General features: G+C 68.0%; 17 protein-coding genes. 12 read left to right on the plus strand and 5 right to left on the minus strand.

Features of this window, described 5'->3' with window-relative positions; genetic code table 11:
- Positions 1–11: 11 nt before the first annotated feature.
- The 4 genes from CRT60_RS16965 to CRT60_RS16980 all read right to left on the minus strand — a co-directional run bounded on the left by CRT60_RS16965 (position 12) and on the right by CRT60_RS16980 (position 4,912).
- On the minus strand, positions 12–890 hold the full coding sequence (locus CRT60_RS16965) for a branched-chain amino acid ABC transporter permease (RefSeq protein ID WP_098737689.1): 879 nt from the start codon (positions 888–890) through the stop codon (positions 12–14).
- A gap of 61 nt (positions 891–951) precedes the next feature.
- Positions 952–2,130, minus strand: coding sequence for an ABC transporter substrate-binding protein (locus CRT60_RS16970; RefSeq protein WP_098737690.1), 1,179 nt, complete (start codon positions 2,128–2,130; stop codon positions 952–954).
- A gap of 65 nt (positions 2,131–2,195) precedes the next feature.
- Positions 2,196–3,764, minus strand: coding sequence for a class I adenylate-forming enzyme family protein (locus CRT60_RS16975; protein ID WP_098737691.1), 1,569 nt, complete (start codon positions 3,762–3,764; stop codon positions 2,196–2,198).
- A complete protein-coding gene (locus tag CRT60_RS16980) occupies positions 3,761–4,912 on the minus strand; it encodes an acyl-CoA dehydrogenase family protein (protein WP_098737692.1) in 1,152 nt (383 codons plus the stop codon). Before CRT60_RS16980 ends, CRT60_RS16975 begins: the two co-directional genes overlap by 4 nt.
- A 262-nt stretch (positions 4,913–5,174) precedes the next feature.
- Here CRT60_RS16980 and CRT60_RS16985 point away from each other — a divergent pair, with 262 nt between their 5' ends.
- The 8 genes from CRT60_RS16985 to CRT60_RS17020 all read left to right on the plus strand — a co-directional run bounded on the left by CRT60_RS16985 (position 5,175) and on the right by CRT60_RS17020 (position 15,908).
- A complete protein-coding gene (locus CRT60_RS16985) occupies positions 5,175–5,882 on the plus strand; it encodes a glutathione binding-like protein (protein ID WP_098737693.1) in 708 nt (235 codons plus the stop codon).
- A gap of 305 nt (positions 5,883–6,187) precedes the next feature.
- Positions 6,188–7,414, plus strand: a complete 1,227-nt coding sequence (locus CRT60_RS16990; RefSeq protein WP_098737694.1) for a GNAT family N-acetyltransferase — start codon at positions 6,188–6,190, stop codon at positions 7,412–7,414.
- Positions 7,415–7,442: 28 nt separating this feature from the next.
- On the plus strand, positions 7,443–8,633 hold the full coding sequence (locus CRT60_RS16995) for a carboxylate--amine ligase (protein ID WP_244592548.1): 1,191 nt from the start codon (positions 7,443–7,445) through the stop codon (positions 8,631–8,633).
- Between the two features lie 8 nt (positions 8,634–8,641).
- Positions 8,642–9,481 (plus strand): metallophosphoesterase family protein, encoded by an 840-nt coding sequence (locus CRT60_RS17000; RefSeq protein WP_098737695.1) that lies wholly within the window; start codon positions 8,642–8,644, stop codon positions 9,479–9,481.
- Positions 9,482–9,562: 81 nt separating this feature from the next.
- The gene (locus CRT60_RS17005; RefSeq protein ID WP_098737696.1) at positions 9,563–11,182 is read left to right on the plus strand and encodes a bifunctional metallophosphatase/5'-nucleotidase; all 1,620 of its coding nucleotides are present in this window, start codon (positions 9,563–9,565) and stop codon (positions 11,180–11,182) included.
- Positions 11,183–11,235: 53 nt separating this feature from the next.
- On the plus strand, positions 11,236–13,689 hold the full coding sequence (locus tag CRT60_RS17010) for an ATP-binding protein (RefSeq protein ID WP_244592549.1): 2,454 nt from the start codon (positions 11,236–11,238) through the stop codon (positions 13,687–13,689).
- 190 nt (positions 13,690–13,879) lie between these two features.
- Positions 13,880–15,475: a tyrosinase family protein gene (locus tag CRT60_RS17015; protein ID WP_098737698.1), complete on the plus strand. Its 1,596-nt coding sequence runs from the start codon at positions 13,880–13,882 to the stop codon at positions 15,473–15,475.
- On the plus strand, positions 15,408–15,908 hold the full coding sequence (locus CRT60_RS17020; protein WP_204561956.1) for a hypothetical protein: 501 nt from the start codon (positions 15,408–15,410) through the stop codon (positions 15,906–15,908). The genes CRT60_RS17015 and CRT60_RS17020 overlap by 68 nt, the downstream gene beginning before the upstream one ends.
- A gap of 33 nt (positions 15,909–15,941) precedes the next feature.
- Here CRT60_RS17020 and CRT60_RS17025 read toward each other — a convergent pair whose 3' ends face one another.
- Positions 15,942–16,280, minus strand: a complete 339-nt coding sequence (locus CRT60_RS17025; RefSeq protein ID WP_098737699.1) for a DUF1491 family protein — start codon at positions 16,278–16,280, stop codon at positions 15,942–15,944.
- Between the two features lie 99 nt (positions 16,281–16,379).
- On the opposite strand from CRT60_RS17025, the gene CRT60_RS17030 reads away from it, so the two are divergent.
- The 4 genes from CRT60_RS17030 (at position 16,380) to CRT60_RS17045 (ending at position 24,283) form a co-directional block, all read left to right on the plus strand.
- Positions 16,380–17,861: a tetratricopeptide repeat protein gene (locus tag CRT60_RS17030; RefSeq protein ID WP_098737700.1), complete on the plus strand. Its 1,482-nt coding sequence runs from the start codon at positions 16,380–16,382 to the stop codon at positions 17,859–17,861.
- Between the two features lie 210 nt (positions 17,862–18,071).
- A complete protein-coding gene (locus CRT60_RS17035) occupies positions 18,072–20,684 on the plus strand; it encodes a flagellar hook-basal body complex protein (protein WP_098737701.1) in 2,613 nt (870 codons plus the stop codon).
- A gap of 144 nt (positions 20,685–20,828) precedes the next feature.
- A complete protein-coding gene (gene flgK / locus CRT60_RS17040; protein ID WP_098737702.1) occupies positions 20,829–22,238 on the plus strand; it encodes a flagellar hook-associated protein FlgK in 1,410 nt (469 codons plus the stop codon).
- Positions 22,235–24,283, plus strand: a complete 2,049-nt coding sequence (locus CRT60_RS17045) for a hypothetical protein (protein ID WP_098737703.1) — start codon at positions 22,235–22,237, stop codon at positions 24,281–24,283. Before flgK ends, CRT60_RS17045 begins: the two co-directional genes overlap by 4 nt.
- Positions 24,284–24,290 lie beyond the last annotated feature (7 nt).

Here is a 24,290-nt window from a genome sequence, read left to right on the forward strand (position 1 = left end):
CGAAGGATTGCTCATCGCGCCAGTGCCCTCCCGCCGCCGAACAGGCCCGAAGGCGAGACGAACAGCACGACCAGGAACAGGATCATTCCAGCCAGCTCCTGCAACGAGGCCGACAGGTAGGTGACCGTCAGCGATTCGATGACCCCGATCATGACGGCGCCGATCAGCACGCCGGGGATCGAGCCCATCCCGGCCAGCACGGTGATGATGAAGGCCTTGACCGTCAGCACATGGCCCAGCGCCGGGAATACGGTCTTGCCGGTGTAGATGGCGAAGCCGGCGAAGGTGGCGAGCAGGGCCGCGATCAAAAAGGACAGGATCTCGATCTTGCGCGGGTTGACCCCCATCAGCGTCGCTGCCGCCCGGTTCGACGACAGCGCCCGCACCGCGCGCCCCTGCCAGGAATGGTTCAGCCACCACCAGACGCCGGCCATCAGCACCAGCCCGCCGACGAAGGACGCGACCTCCGCATTCATCGCGAACAGGGTATCGGCGACGACCAGGGAATCCTGGAACCAGGGATCGGAGGTCGAATGGATGTCGGCCTTCCAGATCGACAGGATGGCGTTGGTCAGGATGATCCCGAGCCCGAAGGTGAGGATCAGCGAGTTGATTTCGCGGACCTGCCGGATGCGGCTGAGCAGCGCATAGACGATGGCAGACGCCGTCCCGACGATCACCAGCGCCACCGGGATCGCCATCACCGGGTTGATGCCATAGGTGGTTTCCGCCGCATAGGCGACATAGGCGGCCAGCAGCACCAACTCGCCATGGGCGAGGTTGATGACCCGCATGGTCCCAAACACCAGCGCCAGCCCGACCGCGACGGTCGCGTAATAGCCGCCGGCGAGCAGGCCCGAGAACAGGGCCTGGAGCGTCAGTTCGAACATGGGTTGCCCCCTGTTGGAGGTGGCCTCATCCCCTTTCCCCGCTTGGGAAAGGCGGTCTCGCTCACCAGGGCACTGCCGGGAAATTCATCGTTCCGTTGGCGGCGTCCTTCGGCCAGACCAAAACCACCTTGCCGCCCTGGTGCTGGCCCATGCGGTGGGTGAAGTTCAGGTTGTCGCCGTTCCTGTCGAAGGTGACGCGGCCGATCAGGGTGTTGGCGTCGGTCTTGCGCAGCTCGTCGGCCAAGCCGCCCTTGGCGAGCGTCCCGGCCTCGTCGGCGCGGACGACGGCGTCGATCAGCAGGCGGGTCTGGACATAGCCGAACTGGCCCAGATAGTCGGGATCCTTGTTGAACAGCGTCTTGTAGGTGGCGGCGAACTCCACCGCCTCCGGCTGGGTGAACTCCACCGGGTAGGGCAGCATCGAGGTGCCGTAGACGGTCTCCATCAGGTCGGGGAATTCCTTGGCCATCTGCGCGGTGGCGAGCGACCAGACGCCGACCATCGCCTTGACCTGCGGCTTCAGCACCTTGGCTGCCCGCAGGATGCCGACATAGTCGTTCTCGTAGCCGACCATGGCGATGACGTCGGGACGGTCCTGGAGTTTCACCTTGTTCATCAGCGGCTTGAAGTCGCTGGTGGAGCCGTCGAACTCGTGCATGCCGACGGTGACGCCCTTGGCGGCCAGGGCGCTGTTGACCTGTTTGGCGAGGCTGCTGGTGGCATCCTTGTTCAGATAGACGATGGAGACCTTCTTGGCGCCCATCTCCTGCAACATGCCGATCATGGCGAGCGCGTAGCCGTCGGTGTTGTTGATGCGGAAGAAGGTGGGATAGCCGCGCTGGGTCAGTTCGGGGGAGACGCCGCCCGAGGTGATGTAGACCAGCCCGGCCTTCTGCGCCGCTTCCGATGCCGGACCGATGATGTTGGATCCGTAGCCGCCGGTGATCGCCACCACCCCGTCTCCGGCCAGCTTCTCCACCGCCGCCACGCCCTTGGCCGGGGAGGTCTCGTCGTCGATGGTCTGGACCTTGAAGCTGTGCTTGCCGGCATAGCTTTTGTTCGCCATCTCGACGGCGACGGAGATGCCCTCATGCATGCCCTGGCCGACGCGGGCGAGGCTGCCGGTCAGCGGCAGTTCGGAGCCCAGCAGGAAGTCCTTGGCCTGCGCCGCCCCGGCGCCGAGCGTTACCGACAGAGCGAGGGCTGAAACGGTTACGAGATTGGCGAGCGTCCGGGTCATGCTTTGGTTCCCTCCCATGGGCTTTGCTTTTTGAGGCTTTGTTTTTCGGAGTTCCGGTCTCTGCGTCAGGCGGCCATCACCTCGGCGGCGAGCGCGCGCAGGCCACTTTTCAGCAGCTTGCCGGTCGGGCTGGCCGGCAGGGCGTCCATGGCGACGATCCGCGAGGGGCGTTTGTAGGGGGCGAGCCGTTCGGCGGCCCAGGCTTTCAGTTCTTCCTCCGTCGCGCTGCGGCCGGGGACGAACTGGACGAAGGCCACCACCTCCTCGTTGCCGGCGACGGCATGGCCGACCACCGCGGCCAGCGTCACCGCCGGGTGGCTGGTCAGCACTCCCTCGACTTCCTCCGGATAGACGTTGAAGCCGGAGCGGATGACGATCTCGCGGATGCGGCCGACCACGGCGACGCAGCCGTCCGGTTCCAGCCGGGCGACGTCGCCGGTCTTCAGCCAGCCGTCGTCGGTGATCACCTGGGCGGTCAACGCCGGTTCGCGGTAATAGCCGAGCATCACGTTGGGGGCGCGGACCCACAGCTCGCCCGGCTCGCCATCGGCCACGTCCAGGCCGGTGACATGGTCGACGAAGCGCATCTCCACCAGCGGCAGGGCCGGGCCGATGGAGGTGTCGCCGCGCGGCGCGTCGAGCCGGGTCTGCGTCACCGTCGGCGAGCATTCGGTCAGGCCGTAGCCGTTGTGCAGGGCCAAGCCGAAGACCCGCTCCACCGTCCGCTTGAGGTCGAGGTCCAGCACAGAGCCGCCCGACGACAGGTAGCGCAGGGCCGGCGCGGCGGGGTTGCTGCCGGTGACGGTGGCGTACTCCACCAGCTTGGCGTACATGGCTGGAACACCCTGGAACACGGTCACCCTGTCCTGTTCCAACGCCTGCCACACCGCTGCGGGGGCGAAGCGCGGCACGGTGTGCAGGCAGCCGCCGGCATAGAGGGTGCCGAGGCAGGTGGAGGCCAGCCCGAAGACATGGCTGACCGGCAGCACGCCATAGGTGCGGTCGTTGGTGCCCAGCCCGCGCATCCAGCCCGACACTGAGGCGACGAACAGCAGGCCGCGGTGCGACAGCATCACGCCCTTGGGCTTGCCGGTGGTGCCGGAGGTGTAGATCAGCGCGCCGACCTGCCGCTGGTTGCCGGCATGGACCGGCTCCGGATCGGCGTCCAGCAGCGGGCCGACCGCCATCGGCGGCAGATCCGGGTCGCCGAGCGGCTCCGCGCCATGGCGGGTGGCATGGGCGGCGGCCTCATGGGATACCGTATCGGTATAGAAGACCCGGCGCGGCTGGCAGTGGTCGCGGATGGCGTCGATCTCGCGATCCGACAGGCGGGCGTTGACGATGACCGGCCAAGCATCGCGCTCGCTGGCGGCCAGGATCAGGGTGACGGCGGCGAGGCCGTTCTCGCAGACGATCATCACCCGATCGCCGCCGACCACCCCCAGCCGCTTCAACTGCGCGGCGGCGCTGCCGACCGCCTGGGCCAGACGGCGGTAGCTCCAGTCCTGCGCCCCGTCGAACAGGGCGGGGGCGTCCGGGGTCCGTTCCGCCCAGGCGAGTGCGGCGTTGCTGAAGCGCGGCGGCAACGCCGCCACCATTTCAGCGAAATCGGGAACCGGCCGCCCGGCGGTCATGCCGCCTCCCGGATCATGTTGCGGGCAATGACGAGCTGCTGGATCTGGGTGGTGCCCTCATAGATGCGGAACAGGCGGACATCGCGGTAGAAGCGCTCGATCCCGTAATCGGCGATGTAGCCGGCCCCGCCATGGATTTGCACCGCGCGGTCGGCGACGCGGCCGACCATCTCGGTCGAGAACATCTTGCAGCAGGCGGCGTCGGTGTTGACGTTCTGCCCGGCGTCGCGGCGTCGGGCGGTCTCCAGCACCATGCAGCGGGCGGCATAGGCCTCCGCCCGGCTGTCGGCCAGCATCGCCTGGATCAGCTGGAACTCGGCGAGCGGCTGGCCGAACTGCTTGCGCTCCATGGCGTAGCTCAGGCTGTCGCGGATCAGCCGCTCGGCCAGACCGACGCAGACGGCGCCGATGTGCAGGCGGCCGCGGTCGAGAACCTTCATCGCCGTCTTGAAGCCCTGCCCCTCCTTGCCGCCCAGGATGGCGCCGGCCGGAACTCGGCAGTCCTCGAAGATCACGTCGCAGGTGTGGGCGCCCTTCTGGCCCATCTTTTTGTCGATGGGGCCGAGCGACAGGCCGGGCGTCCCGGCTTCCACAAGGAAGGCCGACACGCCGCGGGCGTCGCGGCTGTCCAGATCGGTGCGGGCGAAGACAGTGAAGAGACCGGCCTGCGGCGCGTTGGTGATGTAGCGCTTGGTGCCGTTCAGGATGAAATGGTCGCCGTCGCGCCGGGCGGTGGTGCGGAGGGAGCCGGCGTCGGAGCCGGACTCCGGCTCGGTCAGGGCGAAGGCGCCGACGATCTCGCCGGCGGCCAGACGCGGCAGGTAGCGCTGCTTCTGCTCCGCCGTGCCGTCGATGACGATGCCCTGGGAGCCGATGCCGTTGTTGGTGCCGATCAGCGAGCGGAAGGCCGGAGAGGTTTGCCCCAGCTGGAAAGCGACCTGCACCTCGTCCGTCATCGACAGGCCGAGCCCGCCATACTCCTCCGGGATCGACAGGCCGAACAGGCCCATCTCGCGCATCGCGCCGATCACCTCGGCCGGGATGGCGTCGTCCTCCGCCACCTTGTGTTCCAGCGGGACCAGCTTCTCGCGGACGAAGCGCCCCAGAGTGTCCAGCAGTTGATCCAAAACGTCCTTGTCCAAGGCCATGCGTGCTCTCCGTGCGGGGAGAATGATTTCAGGGGAAATCAAAAATCGAGGGGCGCCGCCTCGTCTGTTCGTTGGCCACGCTGACAGATGCGAAAATGCCTGTCAACAAAATGAAACTGAATTTCGTTTAACGAAATATGGGTGGCGGATTGGAGGTCTGCCGCGCGTCTGCGCGGGCTTGCCAGCCGGACCGAAGCGGTTAACCTTTTTCCCGAAATCACGGCCTGGACCGTCGGGCCGATAAATCGCAGGAGGGTTTGGGATGATCGACCTCTATTTCTGGCCGACGCCGAACGGCCACAAGATCACGATCTTTCTGGAGGAAGCCGGGCTGGACTACAGCTTCAAGCCGGTGAACATCTCCACCGGCGACCAGTTCAAGCCGGAGTTCCTGGCCTTCTCGCCCAACAACCGCATGCCGGCGATCATCGACACCGCCCCGGCCGACGGCGGCGAGCCGATCAGCGTGTTCGAATCCGGCGCCATCCTTGTCTACCTTGCCGAGAAGACCGGCAAGTTCCTGCCCGGCGACGTGCGCGGCCGCAAGACGGTTCTCGAATGGCTGTTCTGGCAGGTCGGCGGCCTCGGCCCAATGGCCGGCCAGAACCACCATTTCGTCCAGTACGCGCCGGAGCGCATCCCCTACGCCATGGAGCGCTACGTCAAGGAGACCAGCCGTCTCTATGGCGTGATGGACAAGCGCCTTGCCGACAACGAGTTCCTCGGCGGGGCGGAACTGTCCATCGCCGATATGGCGAGCTACCCGTGGATCGTCCCGCACGAACGCCAGCAGCAGGATCTGGACAACTTCCCCAACCTGAAGCGCTGGTTCACCGCGATCAAGGAGCGGCCGGCGGTGGTGCGCGCCTATGAAAAGGGGCAGGAGATCAACCCCAACCGCACGCCGACGGTGAACGAGGAGAGCAAGAAGATCCTGTTCGGCCAGTCCGCCGATACGCTGAAGCGCTGAGGTTAATCGCCCTCTCCCGCCCCGGGAGAGGGAGGGACCCGCCGAAGGCGGGAGGGTGAGGGGCGATGTGAACAATGGATCCCATATCCTTGGATCACCCCTCACCCTTCCCAAGCTTCGCTTGGGCCCCTTCCCTCTCCCGGGGCGAGAGAGGGGATCCAAGGACAACTTCGTATTATCCGCTACCACTTCGCGGCACCCGTTTGCGCCGCGCAGACTTTCGGGTGCCCCCGGCGTAGACGGGACCGTTCGTCTGACCAGCGTGTTGTTTTCGGTAGAGAATATCTACCGGAGATGCCGCGCCGATGAGCATCTGGCCACGCACCGACTCCGACGGCACCCTTCCGCAGAGGGCGACCGGTTCCGCAACCGCAACCGACATACAGGTCGCCCTGCATCCCCTGCCCTCCATGCCGGAGCTGGCGCGGGCATGGACGGAGCTGGAAAGCCGCTCCGACTCCTCCTTCTTCCTGTCCTGGACCTGGATCGGGCCCTGGCTGGCGCAGATGCCGGACGGGATCGAGCCGCAGCTGCTGGTCGCCCGCCAGGGGGATGAAACGGTCGGGCTGGCCCTGCTCTGCCCGCGCCTGCGGCGCCGGTTCGGGCTGCTGCCCAGCCGCTGCTGGATGCTGCACGAGACCGGCGACCGCAGCTATGACCGGCTGTTCATGGAGTATAACGGCATCCTCGCCGACCGCCGCGTCGCCGACGAGGTGACGGACGCCATGCTGCACTGGCTGGGCGAGCGGCTGGGCGCCAATGACGAGCTGGTGCTGGGCGGCCTGACCCTGGCGGCGGAGCGGGCGGCCCGGCGGGTGGCGGCGCGCACCGGCCACACGCTGCAACTGCGCGTCGCCGATTCCGCGCAATGGGTGGATTTTGCCACGGTGCGCGCGGCGGGCGGCGATTTCCGCGGCGGGCTCGGCCGCAACACGCGGGCGGCGGTGAACCGCAGCGAGCGGCTTTACCGGGCCCGCGGTGCGCTGGAACACCGCGTCGCCACGACGGTGGACGAGGCGCTGGAGTATTTCGCCGGGCTGGAGGTGCTGCATCAGGCCGGCTGGCAGGCGCGCGGGCAGGCCGGGGCCTTCGCCAATGCCGCCTTCCGCCCCTTCCATCGACGGCTGATCGCCGAGGGGATGCCGCAGGGCGCCGTGCGGCTGAGCCGGGTCAGCGCCGGTGGGCAAGCGGTCGGCTATCTCTACAACTTCGTCCACCGCAACCGCGTGCTGAACTATCAGGGCGGCTTCGCCTTCGAGGCCGACAACCGGCTGAAGCCGGGGCTGCTGAGCCATGTGCTCGCCATCGAGGACGCGCTGGCCCGCGGCGAGGATTGCTACGACTTCATGTCGACCCCGGCCGGGCACAAGCCGCTGCTCTCCAACGCCGAACAGCCGATGAACTGGCTGACGCTCGGCCCCGACCGGTTCAGCCGGCGGATGGAGGCGCATGTCCGCCGGGCGCGCGGGGTGATGGCCGATGCGGTCAAGCGGTCGCTGCGCGGATGGATCGCGCCGGCCAAAGGCATTTGAGTGCGGTATCCGAACGGGGGAATTGGCGATGAAGACCGGGATGAAGGCCGGGCCGCTGGCCTGCGTGTTGGGCGACATGGATCTGGTGCGCCCGCTGGGGCTTGCGGGCATCCGCTGTGCCGTGGTCGGGCCGCCGGACGGGGCGACCGCCCATTCCCGCTTCACCGCCCAGCTGATCCCCTGGCAAGGCGGCAATGACGGCACGCTGGTCGACCGTCTGCTGCGCTTCGGCGCCGCCCAGTCGCAAAAGCCGGTGCTCTACATGGAGGAGGACGCCCAGCTGCTGATGGTGTCGCGCAACCGCGACCGGCTGGCCTCGGTCTTCCGCCTTCCGCTGGCCGACGCCGAGCTGGTGGAGACGCTGGTGGACAAGGGCCGCTTCCAGGCGATGGCGGAACGGCTGAACCTGCCGGTGCCGCGCACCCGACGCCTGCGCCCCCTGCCCGGCAGCGAGGCGCCGGATCTGGACCTGCGCTATCCCGTGATCGTCAAGCCGCTGACCCGCCGTCCGCCCTGGGACGAGATCGAGGGGCTGGGCAAGGCGATCCGGCTGGACGGGCATGATGAGCTTCGCGCCCTGTGGCCGCGTCTGATCCCGGTCGGCATCGAGCTGCTGGCGCAGGAACTGATCCCCGGGCCGGAGACGCGGATCGAAAGCCACCATGTCTATATCGAAGCCGGCGGTGCGGTGGCCGGGGAATTCACCGGGCGCAAGATCCGCACCTACCCCGTCGATTACGGCCACAGCACGGCGCTGACCATAACCGACATCGACGGCGAGGGCGCCGATGTCGCGGCGCTCGGGCGGGAGATCGCGGCGAAGACCGGCCTGCGCGGCGTCGCCAAGTTCGACTTCAAGCGCGACCCGGACGGCCGGCTGCACCTGCTGGAGATCAACCCGCGCTTCAACCTCTGGCACCATCTGGGGGCGGTCGCCGGGGTGAACCTGCCGGCGATGGTGCAGGCGGACCTGACCGGCCGGCCTCGCCCCGCCCCGGCCAAGGCCCGGCCTGGCGCCTGCTGGTGCCACATCAGCAAGGACCGGCTGGCGGCGCGGGAAAGCGGCGTGCCGACGGCGCGCTGGCTGGCCTGGGTGGCGCGTTGCGAGGCGAAGGCGATCACGCCGGACGACCCGATGCCCTTCCTGCGGCCGAAGCTGGACCGGCTGTTCGCGCGCATGCCCGGCGGCATCCGGTCCGCCCGCCTCGTGAAGCCCTGACCCCGCCCATGAAGATCGCCCTGATCTCCGACATCCACGCCAATCTGGAGGCGTTGCAGGCGACGCTCGACGCCATCCGGGCGGAGGGAGCGGAGCGCATCGTCTGCCTCGGCGACATCGTCGGCTACAACACCGACTTCGCCGCCTGCATCGCCCTGCTGCGGCAGGCCGGCGCCGTCTGCATCGCCGGCAACCACGACCGGGCGGTGGCCGGCCTGATCGGCACCGACGGGTTCAGCGGCCCGGCGGCGCGGGCCGTCGCCTGGACCGGGGCAAGGCTGGACGAGGACAGCCGCGCCTTCCTGGCCGGCCTGCCCCTGATCGCCGATGTGGAGGGCACGCTCGTCGCCGTGCATGGCGCGCTGCATCCGGAGGTCGGCAAGGAGCTGGTCCGGCTGGACGATGACGGAAAGCGGGCCTTGAGCCTGCGGGCGCTCGCGGCGCATCCATCGGGCGCGCGGATCTGTGCCTTCGGCCACACCCACCGGGCCGGGCTGTGGGAATGGCGCGACGGGACGGTGCTGGCGGTGCCGCTCGACGAGCCGGCGGGAGCGGAGTTGCGGGCGGACGGGCTCTACCTGCTGAACCCCGGCACGGTGGGGGAGCCGCGCGGGGCCGATGCCCGCGCCTGCTTCGCCTGTTACGACACCGTCGCGCGCTGCGTCACCCTGCATCGCGTCGCCTATGCCCGCCGCGTCGCCTTGGCGAAGACCCGGCGGGCGGGGTTGGCGCCACGTTTTGCCGCAGTTCCGGCGCCGTTTCGGATGAAGTTGATCAAAATACTGAGGCTTCTTGGAGTCTACGAGTGGTTAAAGCATGCTCTTCCCCGCCATGCGTCATCAATATGACAATCCCGTAACGCGGCTTTGCTTCAACAAAAACTGGAAAATGAGCATAATCCGGTGCGGGGGCAATGGTGACGCCGGGCTATGGACATTATCGGTATTTCAATCGGCGCTGCCGGCGGGATGTGGTCCCGGCCCGGCAGGACATCGCCGCCCCTGACCGCGTTGCTGGCGCTGGGCCTTGCCATCGGCCTCGCCGCGATCCTGCCGGCCCATGCGCAGGAGGCTGAGGCCTCGCCCAAGACGACCGTGGCGGACAGCGGGCCGGTGCGGCTGACCATCCTCTACACCCAGGGCACCACCGACCTGGACGAGACCGCCGGGCGCGGCGGCATGGCGCGCTTGGCCGGCACGATCCGCCAGGAGCGGGCCGCCCACCCCAACCTGCTGGTCCTGCATGGCGGACAGACGTTGGCGCCGTCGGTGCTCGCCTTCTACGATCAGGGCGCCCACATCATCGACCTGCTGAACGGAATGACCGTCGACGCGATGGCCGCGCTGAACCGCGAATACCATCATGGCGACGACCGGCTGAGCGCCCGCGCCTTCGAGGCCGGATTCCCCATCGTCACCACCAACGCGGTCGACCGCTCCACCGGCCGCACGCCGGACGGGCTGGAGGAGGCGGTGGTGCTGACCACCGGCCCCTTGCGCATCGGCGTGATGGCGGCGACGCCGGTGCTGACGCGGGAGACCACCCGCACCCAGCGCACCGAGTTCCGCGACCCGGTTCGGGCGCTGACCGCCAAGGCCGCGGCCTTGCGGGCGGAAGGCGTCGATCTGGTGGTGGCGATGACCGGCTATGCCGGCGACACCCACCGCAGCGTGCTGGCCGCCCGCCCGGCGGACATCGTGCTGTACCAGGACCGCAGCCGCCCCTTCGCCGTCGAGTATGACGGCCGGTTCCTGTCCGCCACGGTCGGGCCGCAGGCCGCCTGGGTGTTGGCGCTCGACCTGACGATGCAGCGGACCGCCGGACCGGACGGTCAGCCGGTGGTGAGCTGGACCCCGGCGCCGCGCCTGATCGATACGGCGACGGTGGCGCCCGACCCGGCGGTGCTGATCCAGGCCAAAGCCTATGCGGCGCGGCTCGACACCATGCTGCGGATGGAGGTGGGACGTCTCACCGCACCGCTCGACACCCGCAAGGAGTCGCTGCGGACGGGCGAGAACGCCTTCGCCAATGCGGTGGTCGACACGCTGCGCGAGGCGCTGGACGGCGACGTGGCGCTGTTCAACGGCGGCGGCATCCGCGGCGACCGCCAGTATCCGGCCGGCACCCTGCTGACCCGGCGCGACATCTACACCGAACTGCCCTTCCACGATGTCGGGGTGGTGCTGGACGTCTCCGGACAGCAGCTCTGGGATGCGGTGGAGAGCGGCGTGTCGGCGGTGGAGCAGTTGCAGGGCCGCTTTCCCCATTTGTCCAATGCCCGGGCCGAGATCGACCTCGGCCGTCCGCCCGGCCAGCGGCTGCGCAGCCTGTCGGTCGGCGGCAAGCCGGTCGCTTTGTCCGGCCGCTACCGTCTGGCGACCAGCAGCTTCCTGGCGGCGGGAGGCGACGGCTATGGCGTCCTGGCCGGCGCGCCGCGGCTGGTGGAGGACCGCAACACCGAGTTCGTCTCCACCCAGATGATCGACCAGATCGCCCGCAGCGGCGAGTTCGTGCCCCGGCTGGACGGCCGCATGACGGTGAGGCGGTGATGGACTGGCTGTCTTCCACCGCCTTGCCGGCACCCCCCTTGCCGGTACACCCCTTGACGACACCCGATGCGGCGGTCATGGACGGCACGGCACGGCGCAAGCCGCAGGCGCCGCCGCCGAACCGGCGGCGGCGGTTCGGCATCGCCGTCCGCATCACGCTGGGCCTGTCGGTGATGGCGCTGCTGGTGCTGCTGATCGGCGGCGTGTCGATGTCCTCCTTCCGCCTGTTCCGGGCGGAGGTGGCGGCGCTGTCCACCAACACCCTGCCGGAGGTCATCACCAGCGCCGAACTGCACGGGTCGTTGCAGAAGCTGGTGGCGCAGCTGCCGCAGCTCGCCGCCGCCGCCTCGACGCCGCAGCGCCGGTCCATCTATGACGGGCTGGTGACGGAGCTGGATTCGATGCAGCTCCTGGTCGCCCGCATGCGCGGCCTGATGAAGGAGGGCGATCCCGGAGCGGGCGAGCGCGACGGCAATGTCCGCCTGCTGGAGCAGACCCGCTCCACCCTGCTGATCCTGGCCGCCACGGTCGCCGACCTGAACGCGGAGGTCACGCGCCAGATCGACTATGGCGACCGTCAGGCCGAAGCCGCCCGCGCGCTGAGCCGGCTGGCGGCGGCGATCGAGAGCATGCCGGACACGGGGGCCTGGGCGGCCCGCATCGGGGCGCTGATGGCGCGGGCGGCGGGAGCGACGCAGCTCGATCATCTCAGCCGCCTGAAGGGCGAGGCGCGGTCCGCCGAACGCACGCTGGCCGAACTGGCCCGCCTGTCGGGCGGCGCCCCCGACCCCACCGGGCAGATGATGTCCACCGTGCAGGAGGAGCTGTTCTCCCTGCTGGTGGCGCCGGGCGGGCTGTTCGAGAGCGCCATCGACCGGCTGCAGGCGCGCAACCGCGCCCAGGCGCTGACCGGACAGGCCCAGGTGCTGGTCGAGACGGTCGAACGCTCCACCCGCGCGCTGTACGATTCCATCCGCGACCAGTCGGCCGAGCGCACCGATGCGCTGGCGGCGCTGATCGCCGAACGCACCCGCACGGTGATGGTGCTGGCCGCAACGTCGCTTCTGCTGGCGGTGTGCGTCTATTTCTTCTTCCGCCGCTTCCTGTCGACACGGCTGGTGGCGATGAACCGGGCGGTGCTGGCCCGGCTGTCGGGAAACCGCCAGCCCCCCCATTGCGGCATTGCGGCGCCGGCCGGCCTGCCGGTTCCGGTCCCGGTTCCGGTCCCAGTCGATGGCGACGACGAGATCACCGACATCGGCGCTTCGATCCGGTACTTCATCGAGGAGATCGACCGGCGCCAGCAGGCCCTGGCCGACAACGAGCGGCGCTTCCGCGACCTCGTCGAAGGCTCGATCCAGGGCATCGTCATCCATCGCGATTTCCACGTGCTCTATGCCAACGACAGCTTCGCCGCCATGCTCGGCATGACGGTGGCGGAGGTGGTCGCCCTGCCGTCCCTGCTGTCGGTGGTGGCGGCGACCGAACGCCAGGCGCTGATCGAGGGGTATGACCGGCTGCTGGAGAATGGGCAGTCGACGCCGCGCCGCCGCATCCGTGCCTGCCGGTCCGACGGCGCCGGGCTTTGGGTGGAGTTGACCGGCCGGCGCGTCGACTGGATGGACGGCCCGGCGATCCAGGCGGTGGTGGTCGACGTGACGCGCGAAGTGGAGGCGGAGCATGCCCTGCGCCAGTCGCGCGACGCCGCCGAACGCGCGCTCGACGAACTGAAGGCCACCCAGGCCAGCCTGATCCAGGCGGAGAAGATGGCCTCGCTCGGCCAGCTGGTCGCCGGGGTGGCGCATGAGGTGAACACCCCCATCGGCATCACCATCACCGGCGCCTCGCAATTGCAGGCGCTGATCGGCGAGCTGTCGGACCGCCACACGGCGAATGCGCTGAAGAAGTCGGACTTCCAGCGCTTCCTCAGCGACGGGATGGAGATGGCCACCCTGATCCTGTCCAACAGCACCCGTGCCGCCAATCTGGTGCAGAGCTTCAAGCTGGTCGCCGTCGACCAGTCCAGCGACGAGCGCCGCCCCTTCCTGCTGCGCGATTACATCGACGAACTGCTGCGCAGCCTGCACCCGACCTACAAGGCGCGGACGGCCCTGACCATCGACGTCGCCTGCCCGGCCGACCTGGAGCTGGACGGCTATCCCGGCGCGCTGTCGCAGATCCTGACCAACCTGATCATGAATGCGCTGGTCCATGCGCTGGACCCGGAGCAGCCCGGCCGGATCGCCATCGCCGCCCGGCTGCTCGGTCCCGACATGGTGGAGCTGTCGGTCGCCGACGACGGCAACGGCATCGCGCCGGACGTGCTGCCCAAGATCTTCGACCCCTTCTTCACCACACGGCGCGGGGCGGGCGGCAGCGGGCTGGGGCTGCACATCGTCTACAATCTGGTGACCGGCCGCCTGCACGGCACCATCGGGGTCGAGAGCCGTCCCGGCGAAGGCACCCGTTTCACCCTGCGCTTTCCCCGAGTCACCGCGGCAGCCTAGATCCACCGGCTGCTTTTCCACCCGCCCGATCCCGGCTTGCGCCTGTCCGTACTTCATTGGACATGCGCAGGTATGGCGGCATCCGTCCGATGCTTGTTTGCCCGTCGCTGCCGGTTGATTTTGCGTGCAAACCGTCAGTTTCCTATACAGGATTCCCGTGTTTTTACCGTTATACGGGAGCTTGATCGTAATGAATTTCAGTCGGCGCGATTTTCTTGCAACTGCCACCGCTGCTGCGGGTGCCTCCCTGCTGCCGTTCGGCCCGGCACGGGCGGCGACGGCGAAATACATCCGCTACAGCGCGACCAGCGACGAAGGCAAGGCGATGCTGCGCAGCTACGCCACGGCCGTGCAAAAGATGGTGGCCCTGCCTCCCGATCACCCGCACAACTGGTTCCGCAACGCCTTCGTCCATTTCATGGACTGCCCGCACGGCAACTGGTGGTTCTATGTCTGGCACCGTGGTTATATCGGTTATTTCGAAGAGACGGTGCGCAAGTACAGCGACAATCCGAATTTCGCCTTTCCCTATTGGGACTGGACGCTCCTGCCGCAGATCCCCAACGAGATGTTCGACGGCGCCTTGACCCCGGTCAGCGAAGCCTTCCTGCCCTACACCAAGGATCTGAAGACCTTCACCGCCTCCATCAAGCCGGCGATGAAGGCCTATTGGGACACGCTGAACGAGGCCCAGCGCAAGCAGCTGGACATTCGCGGCTACAGCAGCTTCGACAAGCTGTGGGACGACGTCACCGGGTGCAGCCACGGCAAATGCGACCCCGGCAACCAAGCCTTCGCCGCGACCGACCGTGCGCGCTACCTGACCCGCGAGAACCCGAAGCTGGATGACAAGACGGCCAAGGCCTGCTCGCCCCACACGGTGCTGACCGGCCTGCTGCCGGTGGACTATTACAACGCCGACGTGACGCACAGCTTCACCAGCTCCAAGACGGCGTCGCACAACGTCATGCCGGGCAAGGACACCCAGTTCTCGGTGCTGGAAGGCCAGCCGCACAACCTCGTCCACAACTGCATCGGCGGCGTCGGCCCGTGGGATCCGGGCCCCTACGGCAACATGACCAACTTCCTGTCGCCGGTGGATCCCGTCTTCTTCCTGCACCATGCGAACATGGACCGCCTCTGGGACGTGTGGACGCGCAAGCAGCAGCGGCTGGGCCTGCCGATCCTGCCGACCGACAAGGAAGAGTTGTCGCAGCTGTCCCGCGAGCCCTTCCTGTTCTTCGTCCGCGCCGACGGCAGCTATGTCCTCGACGGCCGCGCCGGTGACTATCTCAGCACCGAACGGTTCCAGTACGAGTACCGGCACGGTTTCGGCGACGTGGAATCGGCACAGGTGGCGGCGGCCAAGCCGTCGGCTCCGGTCAAGGGTACGGTGGCGAAGGGCGTGGGATCGGTCCAGCTGTCGGCGGCGCCGTCCAGCCCGGTGGTGATGGCGGTCAAGGTGACCCGCCCGGCCGGCAGCAACGCCCCGCGGAACTTCGACCTGCTGATCAACGCGCCGGCCGGCGTGACGACGGTGGCGGCGGACAGCCCCTATTACGGCGGCACCATCGGTTTCTTCGGCCCGGCCATGCACGGCATGGCGGACGACGCCACCTTCACCCTGCCGCTGCCCGAGCCCGCCCGCACGGCGGCACTGGCCCGGAGCCCGGCCGCGCAGGCAGCAGCGCCGGCAACCGCAACGCTGGAGGTCCGCATTGTCCCGTCCAACGGCTCCGCCACCGCCGCCCCGGCGGTCAAGGGGGTCTCGCTCCACACCCTGTAAGGCGTGGCAGGCCGGCCGCCTGCCGGCCGCCCTGCTCGCGCTGCTGGTCCTGCTGACGGGCCAGCCCGCAGGCGCGGCATCGGCCGGTCAATCCGGGCGACCGGACGGGACTGGGGAAACGACGCTCGCCCTGCCGCATCCGCCGCGGCAGGGCGAGGTCGCCATCCTGGCGGTCACCCTGGGCGTGCTCACCCGCGGGCAGACGGTGGAAGTGACGACGGCGGACGGCGAGCCCATCGGGACCGCCGCCCCTTTCGGTCCCCAGCGCGGTCAGGGCGCCGGAACGGTCACCATTCCGGTGCCGGCCGGGGCCCTGCGGGACGGTCGCCTGACGCTCCGCCTGCGCATCACCGCCTCCGGCTCGCCTCCCCGTCCGCCGACGGCGGAGGAGGTCGGAGAGTTGCGGCTGTCTATCATCGGCCAGCCGCCCTGACGGCGGCGCTCTGGGCGGCGCTCTGAGCGGCGGTCAGCGTACCGGCCCGTCGAACCAATGCCGGCCCTGGCGGTCCTCCACCTCGATCACCCAGACATCGGGGTCGTAGCGGAGCTGGCGGGCGATGTAGGCGTCGGCATCGGCCTCCGGCACCGGGTCGGCGCCGGTGCCGCGCGCCCAGAACAGCCGCTCGCCATCGGCCTCGCGCGTCTGGACCAGCACGGAGAAGGTCCGGTCGAGCCGGTTGATCTTCAGAATCACGGTGCCGCGGCTGGGGTCGCCCTTGCGGACCACGGTCATCGTCACGCCCTGGGAATCGGCCGTGCGGATATGGGCCGAGACCCAGAGATGCGTCGGAAGGCGGTCGTCCATTGCCGTGACGGGCTCCTGATCGTCAGCTCTCGCTGACCTGAAATTTTCGCTGTTCTTCGATCCTCGCTCTGCCCGGCCGGCCGGTGTAGAGAAGAGGGCATGGCTACACTCCTGGACGCTCTCAACGCCGCCGTCAACCACCACATGGCCGGCCATGCCGATGCGGCAGCCGAGGCCTACCGGCGGATCCTGGCGGCGGACCCGGCCCAACCCGACACGCTGCACCTGTCCGGCGTCCTGCGGGCGCAGACCGGCGACGCGGCGGCCGCCGTGCGATGGATCGCCCGCGCGGTGCGCGTCCGTCCGTCCGCCCCGGCGCCCTGGGGCCATCTGGGAGCGGCCCTGCGGGCGGCGGAGATGCCGGAGCGGGCGGAACCGGTTCTGCGGCGCGCCCTGGCGCTCGATCCGGCCGACGGCGACGCCCTCGAGGCGCAAGGCGCCTCCCTGCATGCGCTGGCGCGCTATCCCGATGCGCGGCGCTGGCTGGAGCGTGCGGCCCGGCTTCGGCCCGGCCATGCGGCGACCCTGCTCAATCTCGGCACCGTCCTGCGCGACCAGCGCCGCTTCGACGAGGCGGAGGCCTGCTTCGACGCCGTGCTGGCGCGCCAGCCCTCCCGTGCCGACGCCCATCTTGCCCGTGCGGTGGGGCGGCTGGTGCGCGGCGACCTGCGCGCGGGATGGGAGGGGTTCGAGCACCGCTGGCAGCGCTTCGCCACCCCGCCCTGGGCCGGACAGCCGCCGGGCGGCGCCACCATCCTGCTGCACATGGACCAGGGCTTCGGCGACGCCATCCAGTTCGTCCGTTATGCCCCGCTGGTGGCGCAGATCGCCGCGGCGGGCGGCGGGCGGGTGATCCTGGAAAGCCATATGCTGCTCTACCGCCTGTTCAACCGTTGCCTGGGATCGTCGATCCAGGTGCTGTCGCGCGGCGAGGATCCGCCGCCGCATGACATCCATTGCCCGCTGATGAGCCTGTCGCGGGCCTTCGGCACCGGCCTGTCGGACATTCCGGCCGCCGTGCCCTATCTTGCCCCCGATCCCGGCGATATCGCCCGCTGGCGCGACCGGCTGGACGGGCTGGATGGACCGGAGAATGACAGTGCCGCCCTTCGGGTCGGGCTGGTGTGGGCCGGCAACCCCCAGCACCGCAACGACCGCAACCGCTCGATCCCGGCGGCGGCCCTGCTGCCGCTGCTGATGGTGCCGGGCGTGCGCTTCGTCAGCCTGCAAACCGGCGAGGCCGCCGCCGGGCTGGACCGCCTGCCCGGCGTGAGGGTGCCGAACGCGATGGAGCGGGTGCGCGACTTCGCCGACACCGCCGCCATTCTCGCCAACCTCGACCTGCTGGTGACGGTGGACACCGCCATCGCCCATCTTGCCGGGGCGATGGGCGTGCCGTGCTGGCTGATGCTTCCCCATGTGCCGGACTGGCGCTGGCTGCTCGACCGGGCCGACAGCCCCTGGTACCCGTCGCTGCGCCTGTTCCGCCAGCCGCGCCCCGGCGACTGGGCCACGACGCTCGGCACCGCCGCCGCCGTGCTGAAGGCGCAGGCCGCCCGCGCCGTCCGGACCGCCCGGTAGAAGCGGCAACTTCGGCGGGAGCTTTCTGCCCCTCCGCCCCGGCGGCACTAGGCGAAACTTTCCTACCGGGCGGCAATTTCCGGCCCCGCCGTACAGCTTGTTCAAAGAATATAGCATTTTCAATGGCTTGGATCCGAAGCGGCAGTTGGCACTCCGCTTGCTAGATAGGGCGCAGAAGACCTTTGCCCTTTCTATCGGAGACCCCCGGCCATGAGCATCTTCGGTTCGATGACAACCGCCGTTCTCGGCCTGAATGCCCAGTCGAAGGCGCTCGGACACATCTCGGACAACATCGCGAACAGCTCAACCATCGGCTACAAGCGTGTCGATTCGGCCTTCGAGACGATGGTCCTGCAGTCCAGCCAGCGTCTGCACGAGCCGGGCGGGGTCACGGCGCAGCCGGTCTTCATGAACAACATCCAGGGCAGCCTGACCCAGGTGCAGAGCCCGACCAACATCGCCATCCAGGGCCAGGGCTTCTTCAGCGTCACCAAGGTGGCGACCCAGGGCTCCAGCACGTTGGTGCAGACGCAGACGGGCACGGTCAATTCGTCGGCCGCCTTCTACACCCGCGCCGGCGACTTCGAACTGGACAAGAGCCGCTATCTCGTCAACAGCGCCGGCTATGCCCTGAACGGCTGGCTGGTCGATCCGGTGACGGGCGTCCTGCACAAGGACCAGGTGGCGCCGATCCAGGTCAACTCCCTGATCGACAAGCCGGTGGCGACCAACACCATCGACCTGGCGGCCAACCTGCCGGCGACGCCGAAGGAAGGCGAAAAGGTCCCCGACAGCAGCATCCAGATCTTCGACAGCCAGGGCAACCCGCGCACCGTCAACTTCAAGTGGCGGCAGCAGGCGGACAGCAGCTGGCGCATGGTCCTGGACGCGCCGGGCTCCAACACCAAGCCGGTCGACGGCACCTTCACCGGCAACCCCGCCACCGTGACCTTCGGCCAGAACATCGCCGGCCAGACGGCGGTGGCTCAGGTCAACGTCATCACCATCGCCGGCAACAACACCAACGGCCAGGACAATCTGCGCATCGGCGACACCTATTCGGTGAAGGTCGACGGCACCAACTACAGCCTGAAGGTCACCGCCGACAACATCGGGTCGATCCGCACCTACTCCGGTCTGGCCGGTGCGCTGGCCAACCAGATCAACTCCGCCTCGCCGGCGGCCTCGGTGCTCGCCACCTCGTCGGGCCAGACGATCCGCGTGACCGCCCGCAACCCCGGCACGCCGTTCAAGCTGAACACGGACGTGGTGTCCGGCACCAACACCACCAACACCATCGTCAACCAGACCTCGACGGCGGCGACCGCCAGTTCCGGTGAAATCGACAAGTTCCAGTTCCCGCAGACCCAGGTCGAGGTCGGCGACTCCTTCACCATCAACGTGAACGGCACGGCGATCAGCTACACGGTGACCGCCGCGACCTATCAGAGCTATTCGTCGGTGAGCGACGTCGTCTCCCAGCTGGCCGGCAAGATCAACCAGGCGCTGGGATCAAGCGTCACCGCCTCGTCGGCCGGCAACATCCTGTCGATCCAGGCCAATGCGGTGAACACCAACGTCACCTCCAGCGCCACGGTGACCAATTCCTCCACCGCGGTGAACACGATGAGCTCGCTGCCGTCGGTCTCCAGCGTGGCCGGTGTGCGCCAGAGCCGCACGGTGACCCTGACCGGCACGCCGGGCGACATCGGCACGCAGTACACCCTCAGCATCAACGGCACGGCGGTGACCTACAGCACCACCGGCGAAGAGATGACGATGGAGGACATCACCGCGGCGCTGGCGAACAAGATCAACTCCAACACCTCGCTGCCGGTGACGGCAACCGCGCAGGGCGGCGTCATCACCGTCACCTCCAAGACCGCGGCCAGCCCGACCAACACCAACACGATGACCGGCACCGGCACGGTGACGCTGAGCGGATCCACCATCGACATCGGCGACACCTACAACATCACGGACTCCGGCGGCACGACCTATCCGCTGACGATCACCAACGCCAATTACGGCCTGTACGACACGCCGGCCAAGGTCATGCAGTATTTCGCCTCGGTCGTCCCAGGTGCTACCGCCAGCGGCAACACGCTGACGGCGGCCGGTGCGAGCGGCACGGTCGTCGACGCCCCCGCCGCCCAGTTCACCCTGGACCAGAGTGCCGTCGCCGGCCAGACGCCGGCCCATATCGGCCTGACCTTCGGCAAGACCCCGGAGACGGTCGGCACGCTGACCAACATCTCCACGGCCCTGGTCGGCACCGGCTCGGCGGTCAGCGCCGCCAACCAGTCCGCGGGATCCGACGCCAACGTCACCTTCACCGTCGATTACGGCTTCGGCCCGCAGCAGATCACGCTGAACCTCGGCAAGTACCAGAAGCCGGGCGGCCTGACCCAATATGCCGGCGAGGAGATCAACGTCACCCAGCTGGTCCAGAACGGCGCGCCACGCGGGCAGTTCAAGGACGTGGTGTTCGGCGACAACGGCACCGTCATGGTCAACTACGACAACGGACGGTCGAAGATGGTGGCGAAGGTGCCGATCATCACCTTCAACAATCCCAACGCCCTGCAGCGCGAGTCCGGCGGCGTCTTCATCGAGAGCGAAGAGGCCGGCAAGCCGAACTTCAACGATCCGGAGACGAACGGCGCCGGTGCCGTGGTGGCGAACAGCGTCGAAAGCTCCAACGTCGACATCGCCGACGAGTTCACCAAGATGATCGTCACCCAGCGGAGCTATTCCGCCAACGCGAAGATCGTCACCACCTCGGACGAAATGCTTCAGGAAGTGCTGGGGTTGAAGCGCTAAGCGCGGCCCTGACCTTCTGATTGCCTGATCGCTTCTCTACCGATCGCCAGCTTCCCGATCGCCGGTTCCCTGATCGTTTGAATGGGGGGCGGCAGCCGTCCCGGCACCGCCCCGACCATCCCGATCCGTGAAAGGTCTCCCGCCATGTCCCTCTTCGCAGCCTTGAACAGTGCCACGGCCGGGCTGCGCACGGTCCAGACCAGCGTCAAGCTGGTTTCGGACAACATCGCGCAGGCCAACGACCCGAACCGCACGCGCCACACCGCCCAGCAGTCGGTGGACGCCAGCGGCCAGGTGGTCAGCACGACCTATCGGCGGGAGGTCGACAAGGCGCTGATGGCACAGGTCATGGACCTGACCTCGCGCGATGGCGGATCGCAGGTGACGACCACCTACATGCAGCAGCTGGGCGACCTGATGCGGACCACCAACGGGACGCCGCTGCTGAACGACTATTCCGACAAGTTCCAGGCCGCGATCAAGACGCTGTCCACCTCGCCGGAGGACGAGACCGCCCAGTACCAGCTGGTCCAGGCGGCCGAAAGCTTCTCGCGCGAGATCCGCCGCGTGTCGGAGGGGGTGGAGCAGATCGACCGCGACATGAAGACCGACATCACCAAGTCGGTCGACACGGTCAACGACCTGCTGAAGCAGATCAACGCGATCAACAACGATTCGGTGTCGCTGCAGGGACAGGGGTCCGCCGCCAACACCGTCGCCGACAAGCGCGACGGGCTGGTCCGCGAACTGAGCACCTACATGGGAATCCGCACGGTGGAGCGGCCGGACGGCCGGCTGGCGATCTTCACCCCGTCGGGCCTGGCGCTGGTCGACGCGCAGCCGGCAAATCTTTCCTATGACGGCGGCAACATCAACCTACAGGTCGGCAATCAAGTCACCTCGATCAACAACCACCTGACCACCGGCAAGCTCGGCTCGCTGATCCAGATGCGCAAGGACGGCTCGACCACCGAGCCGCCGACCCCGGCCAGCGGCGACCCGACGACGGAGATCATCCGCAAGCTGCGCTCGCAGCTGGACGAATTCGCCAAGGCCTTCACCGGCCCGACCAAGCCGGGCGAGCCCACCAGCTTCGCCGACGCCTACGACAACGGCGGCACGGCCGCGGCCGGTGAACAGGCCAACCAGTTCTTCACCGGAACCGACCGTTTCACCATCAACATCAACGCCAAGCTCCTGGACAACACCAGCAAAATCAAGCAGTCGGCCATCGACGACATCGTCAAGGCGGTCAATGCCGCCGGCCGCAGCTTCAGCGCCGACGGCCTGCAGATGAAGGACACCACCTACAGCGCCATGGGCAGCGCCATCACCGGCACCTGGATGGCCGCGGCCAAGACCGCCAGCACCGCCGCCAACTCCAACAAGGAGTCCATGCAGCTCCTCAGCGAGCGCTACCAGTCGCAGACCGGCGTGAACATCGACGAGGAAATCGCCCAGCTCCAGCAGCTCCAGACCTCCTACCAGGCTTCGGCACGGGTCATGCAAGTGGCCAATGCAATGTTTGATGCGCTGGAGGCGGTGGTCCGATGAGCTCGATAACGGGAGTCAGCAGCTACTCGAAATATCTGAGCCTTGTCCGGAACCTGTCCGGGGGCCAGAACGACATCAACAAGCTGTCCGAACAGCTGACCACGGGGAAGAAGTCGGTCGATCTGAACGCCTACGGTCCGGAGGTGCAGAAGCTTCTGGACCTCCGGGCGGAGATGGCGAAGAAGACCAACTACATCCAGAGCATCAACACCGCCGCACCGCGCGTCGCCGCGACGGACAAGGTGCTGACCTCGATGGAGTCGATCATATCGAGCTGGACCTCCAGCACGACCTTCCCCTTCCAGCCCGGCCCGGCCAGCGTCACCACCCCGACCAACACCAACCCCGACGGGATGAAGCTGTCGATCGACGCGTCCAAGTCGACGCTGACGGTCGGCGCCAAATACACGGTCACCGCGGTCCCGTCGCAGCAGGGCACCAACGGCACCTTCGACGTCACCGTGACCGACGGCCTGGGCGGCAAGACCACCCGCGCCATCAACCTGGGCACCACCCCGCCCAACGACGGCAAGGGCTACAACTTCAACATCGCCGGCGGCCCCGGCGAGGGCGCGATCCTGAACCTGACCTTCGACAGCCTGAAGGCGGCGTCGAGCAGCAGCTTCTCCGTCAGCTTCCCGCAGGCCGACCAGGTCAAGGACCGCGCCGAGGGCGCGATGCGCGACATCCAGGCGCTGCTGAACCAGCGCTTCGGCGACCGCTACCTGTTCGCCGGCTCGCGCTTCGGGACGGAACCGGTCACCGACCTGACGGCGACGACGCAGACCAGCAAGATCACGCTGAACGGCGCGGTGGTGAACACCGACGATTATTTCGAGGTGAGCGTCTCCGGCAAGACCTTCGGCTATCAGATCCAGGCATCAGACCCGAAGACGCTGACCTTCGTCGCCCAGACGCTGACCACCCAGATCAACGCGGCCAACCCGCCCCTGCCGATGACGGTGTCGACCTCCAACGGCATCATCTCCCTGGTCGGCCAGCAGCCTGGGCAGAAGTTCGACCTGTCCGCCCGCGTCGTCAACTCCGCCACGGTGGAGAACACCGCGACCGCGCCGTCGACCACCCAGGCGCCGACGGGCACCCTGCCGCAGATCGACCGCTTCACCCTGAACGGTGCGGCGGTGGACATCGGCGACACCTTCGAATTCACGGTCGCGGTCGGCGATCCCGACGATCCTTACAACCAGAACTACTATCTGAAGAATCCGACCGAACCGCACGACCTGCCGCCCTACCAGTCCTACAAGGTCAGCTACACGGTCAGCGACACCGACTATGCCGCCGGCGTCACCGATGTCGGTCAGGTGGCCGACAAGCTGCGCCAGCAGTTCGGCAACCTGAACCCTGCCCCGCCGGTCACCATCGACGCGCTCGGCAACGGTCCGGGCATCGCGCTGACCAGCACGGCCAATGCCGATCCCAACCACCCCGGCCGGTCGTCGCTGTTCACGACCAGCGCCAAGGTGACGAACGGGTCTTTGCAGAACACCATCTCGGTCGGCACGCTGCCGCCGGAGCAGGACAGCCAGACCGCCGTGCCCAATGCCGAGCCGCCGGACCTGCCCTTCTACGATTCCGAATATCTGACCAAGGGCAAGAATCCCGACGCGTACCGCAAGTCGCAGGTGACGATCGACGACAATCTGAACCTGACCTATGGGGTCAGCGCCGACGATCAGGCGTTCCAGACGCTGGTGAAGGCGATGCAGCTGGTGCGGACGGCGGCGGCCAACCCCGGCAAATGGACCGAATACAGCACCCAGGCGCGCGAGATGCTGACCCAGGCATCGGACCAGATCCGTTCGGTCCATGCCAAGGTCGCGTCCGACGCCGCCACGCTGGAGACCAACAAGAACGCCCACACGGACTCGGTCGCCACCCTGACCGACCGCGTCGCCACCATCGAGGGCATCGACCAGACCGAGGTCGCGGCCCGGCTGAGCAGCGCGATGAATGTCCAGCAGGCGACCTACACCGTCGCCGGCCAGACGCAGAAGCTGTCGCTGCTGAATTATCTGGCCTGAAAAAGAA

The organism is Azospirillum palustre (assembly GCF_002573965.1).
Taxonomy (GTDB): Bacteria; Pseudomonadota; Alphaproteobacteria; order Azospirillales; family Azospirillaceae; genus Azospirillum; species Azospirillum palustre.